The sequence below is a fragment of the unidentified bacterial endosymbiont genome (assembly GCF_918797525.1).
GTDB lineage: Bacteria > Pseudomonadota > Gammaproteobacteria > Enterobacterales > Enterobacteriaceae > Enterobacter.
On sequence record NZ_OU963893.1, the window covers coordinates 1,703,967 to 1,719,102 of the forward strand.

Consider the following 15,136-nt stretch of genomic DNA (forward strand, 5'->3'; position numbering starts at 1 on the left):
GGGAGTTCTTCGTCGAACTCCCCCTTCTGGTTTATATACCGCTAAAGTAATTACTATAAATATGGACATAGTCATAAAAAAGGCCTAATACTGTGGCCATTTCCAGATGCCCTTGAATATTTACTTTATTAATCGCACTCAATATCAATATGTCTTGATTGTAAAAAGAGAATGAGAACGTACCGAAGCGTTCGAGATCATGGCCGATTGAGACTAATGCATCACTTATTTCTGCTGATTGAATGACGTTATCCTCCCGCCCCCTGATGCTGCTCCAGAATAATATTCTGTCGCCATCGACAACAATATTGATTTCTGGGGTGTTGTTAAATTCTAACGTGACCGACTCACTGCCCCTGAGCATCGATGCCCTCGCGCCATACACGCTAAGCGCTTGCTGTACGAGTTCTCCAACGTCCACTGTGGTTCCTCTGTGGCTGCTAATAAAAGTATTATCACACGCGTAACCGTGTTACATCCCTTCTCTGGCAAGCAATGCGCGTATTTCAATTTCGAGTTCGTCAGCCATGTGCTCATTACTCATTCTTTTTTGCTGTCTTACGCCGTGCATGTAAAGTGCGCTTTTGGTTTTGCTACCGGCTACGCCGATCGTTGATACCAGTGCTTCGCCGGGTCCATTCACCACGCAGCCAATAATGGACACATCGAGAGGGGTAACAATATCTTCAAGGCGCTGCTCCAGCTCATTCACTACGCTAATAACGTCAAATTCCTGGCGTGAACAGGTTGGGCAGGCGATGAAGTTGATGCCTCGTGAACGCAGGCGCAGGGATTTCAAAATATCAAAGCCCACTTTGATCTCCTCTACCGGATCGGCCGCCAGAGAGACCCTTAACGTATCGCCAATGCCTTCGGAAAGCAGCATTCCAATTCCAATAGCCGATTTTACCGCTCCTGCCCTGAACCCGCCAGCTTCAGTAATACCCAGGTGAAGCGGTTGTTGAATTTCACGGGCTAATAAACGGTACGAATTCACCGCGAGGTTAACATCGGAGGCCTTAACGCTTATTTTGAAGTTATCAAAATTATGATCCAGCAGAATATTGACGTGACGCATTGCCGATGCCAGCAGGGCCTCAGGGGTTGGTTCGCCGAATTTTTCCTGAATATCACGCTCAAGCGAACCGGCATTAACGCCAATGCGAATAGGAATGTTACGGTCCCTGGCACAGTCAATGACCGACCGTATCCTTGTTTCATTGCCAATATTACCCGGATTTATTCGTAAGCAATCTGCGCCATAATCCGCGACTTTTAATGCAATGCGGTAATCGAAATGAATGTCTGCAATTAAGGGCACATGCGATGACGCTTTAATGGTTTTAAAACACTCAGCAGCCTCCATCGTGGGTACAGACACTCTGATAATATCGGCACCTACCGCCTCAAGGGCATGAATTTGCTTCAGCGTGGCAGCAATATCACAGGTGTTGGTGTTGGTCATAGACTGCACCGTTATGGGGGCGTCGCCCCCAACGGCAACATCCCCCACGTAGATTTTGTGCGATTTACGGCGTTCATTTACAGCTGTATTTTTCATGCGCTTTCCTTATAAATTCACGTATGTGTATACTGTTCCGTCTTCGGCAAATGCATTAGCCTGCAGTTCTATTTCAAGCATATATACATCCGGACGAGCAAGCTTGAGAGGTGATTGTTTGATAGTTTTGTTTTTGCACATCTTCAGCCACTGTTGGTATTGCTCCTGTTTTTCCTCAACTTTTTTGCCAGTAGAGTAAAGTTCTTTTAAACATTCCAGCGCTTCCTTATGCGATGCGCCTTGAAGCGATTTGTCTTTCTCTTTTTCTTTAATTAGTTTGAGGATGAAATCACCTTCTGCAATTCTGTTATATTTATAAGGGTTAGATTTGCTTATATTGAAATACTGCATTTTAGCTTCAAGGAATCTCTTGATCGCAGGGCTGTAATGGACAACGTCGTTTGGTGTTAAAAATAAAATGAGACTGATAGATTCTTCCCAGAAATGTAAATTTTTATCGAGTTTCTGTAACTTTTTCATTGGGTCATAATGGAGAACACGAATACGAAAATTAGTCAATGATTTCGCGTCATCGCTTTTGTTTTTCGCATGTAAATGCGCTCTATTCTGAGCGGGTGAAGTAGACGCAGTCGCTGTAGGCACGGTAATCTCCTGATATGCGGTTTAACAAATTTATTATGACTGAAAATTATACGTGACAAGTAAATGGAGGAGGAGAGCAATTTAGAGCGGTGGAGGGGTGAATTTTATATCGATTACGTGCTGAAAATGTTAATGTCTCAGGCGAATTGTTGCTTTTAGCAAAAAAAATAATGCCAGCCCGTCAGAGCTGGCATTGGCATAGAGCTTACTCTAAGCATCCTTGATAGTTAGGATCGGTTTTCACAATATTATTCTGCACCTTGCCATCTTTCATTCGGTAGGCTGACCCAACATCTGCAGCCTCCTCGCTATTGGCCCATACATATTGTGGCATAGCGGCATACGTTGGATAACTTGCCATATGTCCCCACAGTGCCGTTATGCGTTGGAAATCCGCTATCTCAGGCATTTTACGACCCGCACTGGCGCAGTTGTTTTTGGCATCAGCGTAAGTTTCCAGGTCAGAGGTGACATGGAGCATTTCATTACCTTTTTTGACATGCAAGGAATTGGCATCATCAGATGTCCTTCCGAGGGTAGTGATAGTGATTGTGAAGTCAGCAAGCTGATCTTTGATGGTCACGCTTCCGTGATCATCTACCGTTGCGACGTTATCATCTGATGATTTCCAGATATAGTTACCATCTCCACCTGTCGCCGTCTCGCCGAGTTCAAACTGGGTATTACTGATCCAAGATGCCGGAAGTGAATTTTGCAGCAACGCTTTTCCTTCAAGTTGAAGTTGTCCAGACAGTTTTGGAATAGCATTAAATTCTACACGTTGCTGAGAACAGGTGGTCGTACCTGTGATACAGGCGGTTATTTCTGTCACCGTTCCTCTTGTTGTTTCAGTGGTAGAATATAGTGTTGTCGCAACGGCATTTCCGTTAACTAATTTTGTTTCGACATCGCTTTCACTAAAGGAACAGTCACTACAGTTGGTAGAGAATGTTACAGATGCTCCTGTGGCGGGATTACCGTCAGCATTTTTTACGGACACGCTAATCGGCTCTTGCCGGTCAACCCAAGCGGTTGCGGGGGTGGCAAAAGTTATTTGCTTATTACCAGGGTCTTCACCTCCCGTGACTGAAAACTGCGTCTGCGCGGTATTAGAGGCATTGTTATGACGGTCATAGGCGGTGCCTTTGAGCGTATATTGTCCGGCCACCGGGGGTAAGGTCACCTTGAAATGGGTTTTATCACTTCCAGGCGTAACAACGCCGCCCGCTTTCAACAGGGATGAAGATGGATCCCATTGAATATGATCAAGCCCATTTTTTGCTTCAACTGAAGCCGCAAGGGTGACATCTTGTGAAGCCTGGCCGCTTAAGGATGCCGGCAGGGATAACTTGATAACATCCTGTTTGCGATACTGCATGACAATATCGTTATTGCGGTCGACGAAATCAAAGCGGGAGCCCATCAACGAGCGACGAGCCTGTACCGCATCCGGTGAAACTTGTTCTGACCATGGAACACCGAATGCATAGTTAAAGGCTAACGATACTGCCGTGTCGTCCAGCGAATCACTGCCTTTTTTATAATCAACGGCGAAGGTAACTAAAGGAACGGGCGTGTAGCTCAGCCCAACGGTTATAGCTTTAGGATCGGTTTGCAGGTCATCGGTTCCAAATAATGCAACATCATCACCAAAATATTGCTCATATTTTACATGACCGCCCAGTTGTGCATAAGAGGGTAAATATCCCTCGACCTGCAGATCATAGCCATCTGCGGCTTTCTCATCATAATCTTGCATTTCATCGGAATCTTTCCAGTCGCTCAATGCAAAGTAGGCGTTGCCGGCAAATTTAAAATAGTCGCGCCAAAGCTCAACGCCCACGCCTGCGCGCGTCACGTTACTGCTCATATTCTGATCATAAAAGACGTTGTAACCCAACATGCTCTTGTTTTTCAGAAAATAGCGTTGACCCAAACCGACGTTGACGATCATATCGTCAGTGTCTTGATAGTGGGTATCAAACTGAATGTAGTCGAGCCGGTTTTCTTGATTGTGAAGGCCAAATAAAATATCGGCGCTGCTGTTGGCAAGGGCTTTACTATTATCTGTCTGAGAATTGAGTGTGATACGCGCATTACCATATTGCTTCAGCCAATTCTCAATGGTTCCGGATGCAAGCTGTGACATCTGTTCGTAGGCATAATTACCCACCGAACCATTCATCCTGGCTAATGATGTTGCGGTTTTACTGATGGTCTTATCGGTAGACGGGGCCGTTTGAGCTGATGTTGATGTGGAGCCCAATGTTGGCAAATTCTCACTTTCCACTGTTGGTGAGGAATGCGTATCTTGGGCGTTAACAACCGTAACTGCACTCGTTAAAAACAGTGCAAGTAAAAATTTTTTTTTTCCATAAGAGTAAATATACTTGTATTGTGAATAGTTAAAAACAGGGTTCTACTCACTGCTGGTTTACAGCTAAGCTCAGTTTAAATGATCCGCTGCCATGAGTAAGTTGCATAAGTAGAGCCGCGTCAGTTTTCTCAGGCTTCAATTTCTTCCAGAGTACTTCGCACACTTTTAATTGAATCAATAATCTGGTTGATGGTACCTTCGAGAATGCTGGCGGTTATATTATCCAGATAAAGGACTTTCATTAAAATGTATGCCTGAGTTTGTGATTCATAGCAACACACGATCTCAGAGGTCCCAAAAAGAAAAGTATTCGCGGCAATAAGAACCAAAGATTTTTGATTGGCTTCTTCAAGTGTCACATTGGCCAATACGCCGTACATGAAGATTTTTTCATCACTATCAGCGATAAGGGTAATATCATATTCCTCATCGATCATAAGCGAACAAATACCATGTTCATTAAATTCCATATCTGGCACACCCTGAGAAATGCCAAACTCTTTTAAGATCAAATTTGCCCGTGATGACATCAAACTACTCCTTATAATCTGCGCAATTATTTATGAATTTTGAGTCCGCTCCTACATAGACAAGGCGAGTATAAAACTCCTTCTCTGTATGTGGGAAGTGTAATGTCGTGCCATCTATGGGCTTAAAATGACATCATGTGGTCTCATTTTGGATCTTGTCCGCGCACGTATTTTTTTATAACGTAGAATCTGGTTGAGTAATTACAGGGCATAATATTTGAAACAGTCTTAAACGATCATTACTAAAATTTTTCCGGTAGCTTTTTATTAATCTTTATTAACTTTCCATTTTCCATTTCAATGAATCCACCAATCTTCAATTGTGCAAGAATTTTAAGTATCATACTTCGTGATAGCCTTGAGAAAGTTTGCATATATTTTACAACGGTGTATCTTTCTTTTATTGCATAAGATGTTTCCAGTTCCATATAAATAAGGTAGCTGCGAATTATCTCATATGCTGATTGCAATCCTGAGGTTGACGCTCGAACCGCCAGCGTTGCCAGCGCAGGGAGCATGATTTGGACCACGTCGCTCCACATGTTGTTATCATCTACCGCTTTCCTGAAGACATCAATTTCAACAGAATCCAGCAGGCAGGGGGCTACTGACTCGAAATCACAGATCAGCCCTGTCTGGCCTAGCTGCCCCAGTCCAAGAATATATGGGCTCGTGGTAATCCCCAGGTTTTGTTTTTTTTCACCTTCGCCAACCGAACCTATCATTGCGCCATCAAGTAAAAAGTAAATTCTTTCCTGCATAGAATCGTTCTTTTCCTTGATGTTTAATACTTTCCCCGACTCAAGCAAAAATGGTCGTGAAACAGGAAATAGTGCGAGCAATTTTTCTATACGATCGGTCTGTTTATTTATTTCATGAAGATTCATAATATCAACCCGTGTTAAAGTGTGCTCAGGAAAGATCCAATAAAGAGATAATACTACCAGACATTTCGTTTAAAAATGATGGCAATCGGCCCATTATTACACTCCCGATGAGTATAATTAGATTTATTTATTCTATGATTGATTTGCCAAAATTTATTTATTTTAGTGATGTATTCATGTTTTTCCCTTCATCATTTTGTTCTTCCTTTTCGCGATATTTGTTTCTGATGCTGGTCAGATGGAGTAATGACTTACTTAGTGTCGCAATGAATTCTAATTTTTCTGTCGCTATTTGCTTACTGTTGTCCTGCTCTTCAGCTAATTTTTTTAAGAGCGTATCTGTTGGCAGTTTCGTACACTCTTCAAAACTTATGTTCAGTATGTTGGCAATACTTTCGTTAATTTTAGGCGCTATTCTTACTCTGAGCTTTTTTTTCTCGGTAATGTTTAAGTCGCTTTTGTCCAGCCCTCTCAATATCTGAGATATCTTTTCTATTTTGAACTGTAACGCTAAAATATCAGAATTGTACTGTTCTATTTTTTTGCATTGAATCTTTTGCTCTTCGCTGCTCATAATGACGATACTCCGGTTATAAATGATAAAAGGAAAAAAAGATTCTCATAAATTTATTAATTGAGTGCATTTCAGTCAGTCGCCACCTTTGTCATGCAATGGGTGTTATAACCTAAACGAGTTAATACGAGAAGCCCATTTTTAGACAGCAGGTATTTTCTTAACAAGTTGTTATCATCCCTTTGCCGTTTATCCAGTTGTGATAACAGCACTTTTTCAAAAAATATAGTCCGTATCGACACCTCTATCTAACCTGAAACAGAATCAGGGTTGCGTTAACACAAATGTGTATTAAGGTTATTTGATGATGCGTTTAATTATAGTTATTTTATATATTTATTGAGGTGTTAAGCGGGCCCGAACGCAGACTTAATAATAATTTTTTTATAATAATTTCCGAATAATAACCGGGTGAATTTGGTCAGCTTTTCGCAGTTATAAGGCTAAACCTGGCCAATGCCATGCTCGGGAATCGGAAAACAGGAAGAGAGTTCCCCTTGCATGCAAGGGGAAGAGGGCGCTAACCGAACGGTGAAGAATCAGTTAGCGATAAAGCGCTTCTCGTCGGTGAGTACCTGCAAAAGCAGGCTTAACTGCGGTTTCTGATCTTTCATCTTCTCGCCCTGCAGGTCATACGTCTGGTAATTGCCATTGCTGTTCAGTACCAGCGTTTGCTCAGGGGTCGTGACCACCAGCGTGTTCGCACTGGCAGCGGTCACCCAGTTATTACGCCGCGTGGCGCTGAACAGATCCTGCCCTTGCGAGTACTCGTTTGCAGGCGTACTGACGTGCAGCAGTCGCTGCATCAGGGTGGTCATTACATCTTTATGTTCCGTTAGCATGCTGATGCGCTGCGCCGGGGTGCCAGGCCAGTGGATAACCAGTGGGACATGCAGATTTGGCCGAGACCACTCCATGCTCCTGGTCTCATCTCCCAGCGGTACTCCATGACCGGCGGTAATAATCACCACGGTGTTATCGAACCTGCCGGATGACCGCAGCGCGTCCAGCACGCGGCCAATTTGTACATCTACGGCTCCTGTCGCGCGACTGTAGCGGCGGGCAAAGCTTTTTTGATGGCTGTCATCAAGGTTGGTGCCGTTTAAAGCCACCCAGGAGAACCAGCGATTGTCTTCCTGCGCGTAGCGCTGAAGCCAGTTGATCCACTGATTAGCGGTCTGCTCATCCGACTGGCTTTGCGGCGTCGGCAGGGAGAAATCGGACAGCAGCGCCTGGCGGTATAAGGGGCTGTTAAAACCATCCGAGGAGAACAAGCCTAGCTGATAGCCCTGTTGATTAAGCCCGGTAATCAGCGCCGCTGGCGTGCGTGAAGAGAGCACGCCATCCATGTATCCCGCTGAGATGCCGTAGAACAAGCCAAAAATACCGGCGTCGGTTGAGTTACCGGAACTCATATGCTGCGTGAACGACACGTTCTGACGGGCAAATTCAGCCAGCACAGGCATCTGTTTTTCGTAACGCGAATAGTTGAGGCCATCGACGGTGACAAGCAGCACGTTTTGTCCGCGGCCCATATCCCGGTAGCGTAAATCGCTCAGAGGATACTGCACGGAGACCGCTTCCGGATTACCTTGCTCCACCAGACGACGCTGATACTCCTGGGCATCAAGCAGGCCGTGTTTCTCAAGGAAACGGCGTGCCGTCATTGGGTATGAGAGCGGCAGGTTAGCGCGCTGCATGGTAATAGGACGATAGAAGTTCGCATCTGCCCAGATGTACATAATGTGCGAACTGATAAACGAGACGAAAAAAAGCGCGGCAACAGGCTTTGCGTAATGGCGTCGCCGGGTCAGGCTGCGGAGTTTTTGCCAGCTCCATGTGGCAAACAGCATCTGGATCAGAAGAATTATTGGAACGCTGATAAACATCAACTGCCAGTCACGGGCCGTTTCATTCTGATCGGGGTTAATCACCAGTTCCCAGACGACAGGGTTGAGATGCAGGTGGAAGCGGGTAAACACTTCGCTGTCGATAAGCAATAGCGTCATGCCCGCTGTGGCAAGGATCGCGGACAAGAAGCGCATTAGCCGCTGCGACATGACGATAAACGTCAGGGGAAACAGGATAAGCAGATAGGTGGCGAACACCAGAAAGCTAAAGTGGCCAACAACGCTTATCCAGGAGTAAATTCGCCCGGTTAGCGTTGTCGGCCAGTCAGCGACAAACAGATAACGACAGCCAATAAGCGTCGCCAACAGAATGTTGAACAGGGCAAACCAGTGTCCCCAACTGACCATCTGGGAGACTTTTTCACGGTAGCGCTGACGATTCGTCACCATAAACTGTTATTCGTATCCCTTAATGGGCCTGGTCGTCGCTAACGGAGGACTGCAAAGCCTGGGCGAAAGAGTTGGCGATCGCCTGACGTTGAGCCGGAGCAACGCTGGTATTGATAAGGTTGGTGACCATGTTTCCCAACACCATCAGGGAAAGATCGGTCGGCGTTTTGTGTTTTTCCAGTACGTTGACCAGCTCACCGAGCAATTGTTCAACGTGTTCATCACTGTAGCGGGAATGTTGTGGCATAAATCAAAATCAGTTTGTTGATGAAAGGGCAACATATTACCGTAGGACCAGCTTTTTTTCCCCTTTTTTATCTTCTGTTGCACACATGCGTTGGGGGTGGTTGAATACCGCCCGGTCTTAAAGGAGAGTTTATCATGAGTCTGGAAATCAACCAGATTGCTTTGCACCAGCTTATCAAGCGTGATGAGCAAACCCTGGAGGTGGTGCTGCGCGATTCATTACTGGAACCAACGCCTACTGTTGTGGACATGATGGCGGAACTGCACCGCGTCTACAGCGCAAAAAATAAAGCTTATGGCCTGTTTAGCGACGAGAGCGAACTGGCCGATAGCCTGCGTCTGCAACGTCGGGGCGAAGAGGATTTTCTGGCGTTCAGCCGTGCGGCAACCGGACGCCTGCGCGACGAGCTGGCGAAATATCCCTTCGCCGATGGCGGTATCGTGCTGTTCTGCCACTACCGTTATCTGGCGGTGGACTATCTACTGGTGACCGTGCTGAACAACTTAAGCAGCATGCGCGTCAATGAGCAGCTTGACATCAGCTCCACACATTATCTGGATATCAACCATGCGGATATTGTGGCGCGTATCGATTTGACCGAGTGGGAAACCAACCCGGAATCGACCCGCTATCTGACCTTCCTCAAAGGGCGAGTGGGCCGTAAAGTGGCCGATTTCTTTATGGACTTTCTCGGTGCCAGCGAAGGGCTAAACGCCAAAGCGCAGAACAAAGGCTTGCTGCAGGCGGTTGATGACTTCACGGCAGAAGCGCAGCTCGATAAATCTGAACGCCAGACCGTGCGTCAGCAGGTTTACAGCTACTGCAACGAGCAACTGCAGGCCGGAGAAGAGATTGAGCTTGAGTCGCTCTCCAAAGAGCTGGCGGGCGTGAGCGAGGTGAGCTTCCAGGCGTTCACCGCTGAGAAGGGGTACGAGCTTGAAGAGAGCTTCCCGGCGGATCGCAGTACGCTGCGTCAGTTAACCAAATTTGCCGGAAGCGGCGGTGGTTTGACGGTCAATTTTGACGCCATGCTGCTCGGGGAACGTATCTTCTGGGATCCGGCCACCGACACGCTGACCATCAAAGGCACGCCGCCAAATCTGCGCGATCAACTGCAGCGTCGCACGTCTGGCGGTAACTAGCGGCCATAAAAAACCCCGCAAAAGCGGGGTTTATGTCGACAGGTTGGCGATTACGCGCGAACGAAGTCGATGTGAGACAGTTTTGGCTTGAACGGGTGACGCTGAACAGCCTGAACCTTCACTTTTTCTTCTTTCCCGCCAACAACGATAGTCAGCACTTCGCTGTAAAAACCATCTTTGGTCTGCAGGTTCCACACTTTGTCGTGGTCCAGTTCGATAGCCACTGGAGCAGCTTCGCCACCGTAAACGATAGCCGGGAACTTGTTGGCGTTACGCAGGCGGCGGCTCGCACCCTTACCCTGAACGTCACGTACTACTGCTTCGATAGTAAACATTGATTTCTCTCTGTATTTAAAAACCCCGCTACAGGCGACCCAGCAGCAGGTGAGTGTTCTGCCTCACGGATGCGAGGCGGGCGGCATTTTATACTCAATTGCCTCCCACAGCAATGAAAAGTCCCTTCAACCGCGTAATTCGTTGGCCCGGCGAAAGCGGCCTTGATAGTCAAAAACTTTTTCACGTACCTGCCAGAACGGGCCTTTCTTACGCGCGACGACAAAATCAGGATGGCGCAGCAAGGCCTGCAACTGAACGATATCGGCAACGGTTAGCCAGTGCAGGGGAACCCCGGGCGTTCGGGTGTGCGGACGAATAAAGAGCTGTTCGAACGCCGTTCGCTGGGCAGGCGTATGGATCCTGAACCGCTCACTGACGTCGGCGCCATCTTCATCGTAATAGGTTATTTTCAGCCACTCGCCTTTTTCATCTGCGCCCGGCTGCAGCGCCATGCCGGAGCAGCGGAGCACCCGCGCATCTTTGAGCTTCAGCGCCGCTTTCAGCATGTCGTCCGGGTCGACCAGTATCGCGTCGCATTCCCGACAGCGGCGGGCGGCAATGTCGTTTTCGGCGTTACACTGCGGACAGTTTTTAAAACGAAAGCGGAAGTCGCACTGTTCGCGATGGCCTTCATCATCTTCAAACCAGCCCTGGCAGCGGCGGCCAAAATGTTCAATCAGGGTGCCGTCGGCGGCAGTTTTGCCCCAGAAGGTGTTAGCAAATCCGCAGGCCGGACAAAAAACCTGAACGGGTACGTTATCACTTTTCCCTTTGGGCGTGCCGACTTCCGGGGAGTAGAGATCGTGCGGGTTACCGGCGTAGTCCAGAATCAGACAGTCGGTTTTGCCCGGCGCCAGCCGCAGCCCGCGCCCGACAATTTGCTGGTAAAGGCTAACGGATTCCGTCGGTCGTAAAATGGCAATCAGATCAACATGGGGGGCGTCAAATCCGGTGGTCAGCACAGAGACATTCACCAGATAGCGGAGCTGCTGGGCTTTAAACGCCTCAATCAACCGGTCGCGCTCCGGGCCGGGCGTTTCACCGGTGATAAGCGCCGCATCGTCAGCGGGCAGTAAACCGGTGATTTCGCGCGCGTGCTCAACGGTGGAGGCAAATATCATCACCCCTTTACGCGTCTGCGCAAACTCTGCTATCTGGCTGATGATGTGCGGGGTGATACGCTTTTGTTTTTTCAGCTCCTGGTTGAGGTCAGCGTCACTGAACAACCCGTTGCTTTGTGCCTGAAGGCGGCTGAAATCGTACTGCACCACTGGCATATCCAGCCGCTCTGGCGGCGTCAGGTACCCGTGCTTAATCATATAGCGCAGCGGCAGTTCATAGATACAGTCGCTGAACAACGCTTTCTCAGTGCCGCGCACCATTCCGTGATAGTGGAAGTGATAAATCCAGCCTTTGCCCAGCCGGAACGGGGTCGCCGTCAGGCCGAGCATACGTAAGTGAGGGTTCACCTCTTTCAGATGCGTGAGGATTTGCTGGTACTGGCTATCGTCTTCATCGCTGATGCGGTGACACTCATCGACAATCAACAGCGAAAACTCGCTGCGAAACAGTGCCAGGTTACGGGCAACAGACTGCACGCTACCGAAGACCACTTTCCCGTGGCGCTCTTTGCGTTTTAACCCGGCGGCGAAGATATCGGCTTCAAGGCCGAGGGCACAATACTTAGCGTGGTTCTGCGCCACCAGCTCTTTAACGTGCGCCAGCACCAGCACGCGGCCGCGCGCCAGACGCGCCAGCTCGGCGATAACCAGGCTTTTGCCCGCGCCAGTTGGCAGTACAATCGCGGCTGGCTTCCGGTGTTTGCGGAACCAGGCGAGGGTGGCATCAACGGCTTCCTGCTGATAAGGACGAAGTGTAAAAGTCATGGGTTCTCAATCTCATCATTTCGCCCATAGTATGCCACGAAACTTTTTCCCTTGAGTGGCGCAACCAGACCATTATACTGAACCGTTCTTGACTGCTTCTTTTTCGGACCCGTTGTCCGACTCTCAGCACCATTAAGGCTAAAAAGATCCATGCGACTTGATAAGTTTATCGCTCAGCAACTCGGCGTAAGCCGCGCTATTGCCGGGCGCGAGATCCGCGCCAGCCGCGTTACTGTGGATGGCGACATTGTGAAAGACACTGCTTTCAAACTCAAGCCTGAGCATCAGGTTGAGTATGATGGCAACGCGTTGACCCAGCAGCATGGCCCGCGCTACTTCATGCTCAACAAGCCGGAAGGCTACGTGTGCTCGACCGACGATCCGGAGAATCCAACGGTACTTTATTTCCTCGACGAGCCGGTGGCGCACAAGCTGCATGCGGCGGGACGTCTGGATATCGATACCACCGGACTGGTGCTGATGACCGACGACGGTCAATGGTCGCACCGCATTACTTCTCCGCGCCATCACTGCGAGAAAACCTACCTGGTCACCCTGGCGTCGCCGGTTGCGGATGACACGGCAGAGCAATTCTCCCAGGGCGTTCAACTGCATAATGAAAAAGATCTGACCAGACCGGCGGTGCTGGACGTCATTACGCCGACCCAGGTCCGTCTGACCATCAGCGAAGGGCGCTATCATCAGGTGAAACGTATGTTTGCCGCGGTGGGTAACCACGTTATAGCGCTGCATCGTGAACGTATTGGTGCGATTGAGCTTGATCTGGATCTGGCGCCTGGCGACTATCGCCCGCTGACCGAAGAAGAGATTGCCAGCGTCGGTCTGCCTTCGCATTAACTTAGGAGAACTCTGTGACCACCAGGCCACACTCGTCTTTCAAAATAGTGTTCATTCTTGGCCTGCTGGCCATGTTAATGCCGCTCTCTATCGATATGTATCTGCCCGCACTTCCGGTGATTTCAGCCCAGTTTGGTGTACCGGCAGGCAGCGCGCAAATGACGCTCAGCACCTATATTCTCGGTTTTGCTCTCGGCCAGTTGTTCTATGGGCCCATGGCCGACAGTCTGGGGCGTAAACCGGTTATCCTCGGCGGAACGCTGATCTTCGCGGGTGCGGCGGTGGCTTGTGCGCTGGCGCAAAGTATCGATCAGCTTATCGTGATGCGTTTTCTGCACGGTCTGGCTGCGGCTGCGGCAAGCGTGGTGATTAACGCCCTGATGCGCGATATCTACCCGAAAGAAGAGTTCTCCCGCATGATGTCATTCGTGATGCTGGTCACGACCATTGCGCCGCTGGTGGCCCCGATGGCGGGCGGTGCGGTGCTGGTGTGGTTCAGCTGGCACGCGATTTTCTGGATCCTGGCGATTGCCGCGCTGCTGGCGTCGGCGATGATTTTCTTCTTTATTGATGAAACGCTGCCCGTCGAGCGCCGACAGACGTTCCATATCCGCACCACCATGGCGAACTTTGCCTCGCTCTTTCGCCACAAGCGCGTGTTGAGCTATATGCTGGCCAGCGGCTTTAGCTTTGCCGGCATGTTCTCTTTCCTTAGCGCCGGGCCGTTTGTCTATATCGAACTGAACCACGTCTCACCCCAGCATTTCGGCTATTACTTTGCGCTCAACATCGTGTTCTTGTTCATTATGACCATCATTAACAGCCGCTTTGTTCGCCGCGTGGGGGCGATCAACATGTTCCGCGCGGGGCTGTGGATCCAGTTTGTCGTGGCGGTCTGGCTGGTGATCAGTGCCTTTTTCGACGTCGGCTTCTGGGCGCTGGTGGTGGGGGTGGCCGCCTTTGTCGGCTGTGTTTCAATGGTGTCGTCTAATGGGATGGCGGTGATCCTCGACGAGTTCCCGCATATGGCGGGTACGGCATCGTCGCTGGCGGGGACGTTCCGCTTCGGGATTGGCGCTATTGTCGGTGCGTTGCTCTCATTGGCGACCTTCAACACCGCGTGGCCGATGCTGTGGGCCATCGCATTTTGCGCGACCAGCTCTATTCTTTTCTATCTCTATGCCCGTCGACCGCGCAAACTAGCTCACTAAAGCACAGATAAGGCCCGATTTGGGCCTTTTTGTTGATGAATATCAACCAAAGCTCCGTTCGTTTACCCTGTGTTTGTTTATTTTATGTAAAATATATTTATGTAAAAAGTCATATCATTGTATTTAAAAAGGTTGAGTTAGATCGCATAAACGGGTACATATAGCGCCAACGCAAGCCTGTCACGCCTATAAAAACCGCCGAACAGTGCGGGTTAACGATGATGTGTTATTCTTAATGTAAATAAATTGTGAAGTAATTTTTGCTTCCGGGGAACGAACGTGAATAGATTACAGCTCTCCATTGTCCATCGCTTGCCCCAGAGCTATCGCTGGTCGGCGGGTTTTGCCGGTTCGAAAGTTGAACCGATTCCGCAAAGCAGTGCAGAGTGCGAAAATTCTCTGGTGGCGCTCAAACTGCTTAGCCCGGGTGAAGAAAATGCATGGCCGGTAATGGAACGCCTCAGCCAGGCGTTGACGGACATTGAAGTGGACAGCTCGGTGCTGGAATGTGAAGGCGAGCCGTGCCTGTTTGTGAAACGCCAGGACGAGTTTGCGGCCACCTGCTGTTTGAAAAACTTCGGTGTCGCCATTGCCGAGCCTTTCTCTGGTCAATATCCTTTCTGA

Annotated in this window: 15 protein-coding genes; 4 read left to right on the top strand and 11 right to left on the bottom strand. The window is 48.9% G+C overall.

Annotated elements, in window-relative coordinates; all coding sequences use genetic code 11:
* Positions 1-31: 31 nt before the first annotated feature.
* From NL510_RS08140 to NL510_RS08180, 9 genes are all read right to left on the bottom strand, one after another.
* Complete coding sequence (locus tag NL510_RS08140) at positions 32-421, bottom strand: InvB/SpaK family type III secretion system chaperone (RefSeq protein ID WP_253383460.1); 390 nt, start codon at positions 419-421, stop codon at positions 32-34.
* Between the two features lie 51 nt (positions 422-472).
* Positions 473-1,561, bottom strand: a complete 1,089-nt coding sequence (gene ispG, locus NL510_RS08145; protein ID WP_253383468.1) for a flavodoxin-dependent (E)-4-hydroxy-3-methylbut-2-enyl-diphosphate synthase — start codon at positions 1,559-1,561, stop codon at positions 473-475.
* 9 nt (positions 1,562-1,570) lie between these two features.
* Complete coding sequence (locus NL510_RS08150) at positions 1,571-2,164, bottom strand: PDZ domain-containing protein (RefSeq protein ID WP_253383470.1); 594 nt, start codon at positions 2,162-2,164, stop codon at positions 1,571-1,573.
* Between the two features lie 205 nt (positions 2,165-2,369).
* Complete coding sequence (locus NL510_RS08155) at positions 2,370-4,439, bottom strand: inverse autotransporter beta domain-containing protein (RefSeq protein WP_253383472.1); 2,070 nt, start codon at positions 4,437-4,439, stop codon at positions 2,370-2,372.
* A 230-nt stretch (positions 4,440-4,669) separates the two neighbouring features.
* A complete protein-coding gene (locus NL510_RS08160; RefSeq protein WP_253383474.1) occupies positions 4,670-5,071 on the bottom strand; it encodes a CesT family type III secretion system chaperone in 402 nt (133 codons plus the stop codon).
* 242 nt (positions 5,072-5,313) lie between these two features.
* Positions 5,314-5,958 carry a helix-turn-helix domain-containing protein gene (locus NL510_RS08165; protein WP_253383476.1) on the bottom strand — a complete coding sequence of 215 codons (645 nt, stop codon included), beginning with the start codon at positions 5,956-5,958 and terminating at the stop codon, positions 5,314-5,316.
* Positions 5,959-6,115: 157 nt separating this feature from the next.
* Positions 6,116-6,532 (bottom strand): hypothetical protein, encoded by a 417-nt coding sequence (locus NL510_RS08170; protein ID WP_253383478.1) that lies wholly within the window; start codon positions 6,530-6,532, stop codon positions 6,116-6,118.
* A gap of 539 nt (positions 6,533-7,071) precedes the next feature.
* Entirely contained in the window at positions 7,072-8,832 is a 1,761-nt protein-coding gene (gene yejM / locus NL510_RS08175; RefSeq protein ID WP_253383480.1) for an LPS biosynthesis-modulating metalloenzyme YejM, read from the bottom strand.
* A 19-nt stretch (positions 8,833-8,851) separates the two neighbouring features.
* A complete protein-coding gene (locus NL510_RS08180) occupies positions 8,852-9,079 on the bottom strand; it encodes a YejL family protein (RefSeq protein ID WP_253383482.1) in 228 nt (75 codons plus the stop codon).
* Between the two features lie 134 nt (positions 9,080-9,213).
* Here NL510_RS08180 and yejK point away from each other — a divergent pair, with 134 nt between their 5' ends.
* Positions 9,214-10,221, top strand: coding sequence for a nucleoid-associated protein YejK (gene yejK / locus NL510_RS08185; protein WP_253383485.1), 1,008 nt, complete (start codon positions 9,214-9,216; stop codon positions 10,219-10,221).
* A gap of 50 nt (positions 10,222-10,271) precedes the next feature.
* Here yejK and rplY read toward each other — a convergent pair whose 3' ends face one another.
* On the bottom strand, positions 10,272-10,556 hold the full coding sequence (rplY, locus tag NL510_RS08190; protein WP_253383494.1) for a 50S ribosomal protein L25: 285 nt from the start codon (positions 10,554-10,556) through the stop codon (positions 10,272-10,274).
* Between the two features lie 126 nt (positions 10,557-10,682).
* The gene (gene radD, locus NL510_RS08195; RefSeq protein WP_253383496.1) at positions 10,683-12,443 is read right to left on the bottom strand and encodes a DNA repair helicase RadD; all 1,761 of its coding nucleotides are present in this window, start codon (positions 12,441-12,443) and stop codon (positions 10,683-10,685) included.
* A 150-nt stretch (positions 12,444-12,593) separates the two neighbouring features.
* Between radD and rsuA the strand changes: the two genes are divergently transcribed.
* The 3 genes from rsuA (at position 12,594) to NL510_RS08210 (ending at position 15,136) form a co-directional block, all read left to right on the top strand.
* Complete coding sequence (gene rsuA, locus NL510_RS08200; protein ID WP_253383498.1) at positions 12,594-13,301, top strand: 16S rRNA pseudouridine(516) synthase RsuA; 708 nt, start codon at positions 12,594-12,596, stop codon at positions 13,299-13,301.
* A gap of 14 nt (positions 13,302-13,315) precedes the next feature.
* Complete coding sequence (locus tag NL510_RS08205; protein ID WP_253383504.1) at positions 13,316-14,512, top strand: Bcr/CflA family multidrug efflux MFS transporter; 1,197 nt, start codon at positions 13,316-13,318, stop codon at positions 14,510-14,512.
* A 279-nt stretch (positions 14,513-14,791) separates the two neighbouring features.
* Positions 14,792-15,136 carry a YejG family protein gene (locus NL510_RS08210; protein WP_253383506.1) on the top strand — a complete coding sequence of 115 codons (345 nt, stop codon included), beginning with the start codon at positions 14,792-14,794 and terminating at the stop codon, positions 15,134-15,136.

Coding starts and splice junctions, on each gene's coding strand:
- yejK (WP_253383485.1), top strand. CDS start 9,214: ATGAGTCTGGAAATCAACCAGATTGCTTTGCACCAGCTTATCAAGCGT.
- yejM (WP_253383480.1), bottom strand. CDS start 8,832: ATGGTGACGAATCGTCAGCGCTACCGTGAAAAAGTCTCCCAGATGGTC.
- NL510_RS08170 (WP_253383478.1), bottom strand. CDS start 6,532: ATGAGCAGCGAAGAGCAAAAGATTCAATGCAAAAAAATAGAACAGTAC.
- radD (WP_253383496.1), bottom strand. CDS start 12,443: ATGACTTTTACACTTCGTCCTTATCAGCAGGAAGCCGTTGATGCCACC.
- rsuA (WP_253383498.1), top strand. CDS start 12,594: ATGCGACTTGATAAGTTTATCGCTCAGCAACTCGGCGTAAGCCGCGCT.
- ispG (WP_253383468.1), bottom strand. CDS start 1,561: ATGAAAAATACAGCTGTAAATGAACGCCGTAAATCGCACAAAATCTAC.
- NL510_RS08160 (WP_253383474.1), bottom strand. CDS start 5,071: ATGTCATCACGGGCAAATTTGATCTTAAAAGAGTTTGGCATTTCTCAG.
- NL510_RS08165 (WP_253383476.1), bottom strand. CDS start 5,958: ATGAATCTTCATGAAATAAATAAACAGACCGATCGTATAGAAAAATTG.
- NL510_RS08180 (WP_253383482.1), bottom strand. CDS start 9,079: ATGCCACAACATTCCCGCTACAGTGATGAACACGTTGAACAATTGCTC.
- rplY (WP_253383494.1), bottom strand. CDS start 10,556: ATGTTTACTATCGAAGCAGTAGTACGTGACGTTCAGGGTAAGGGTGCG.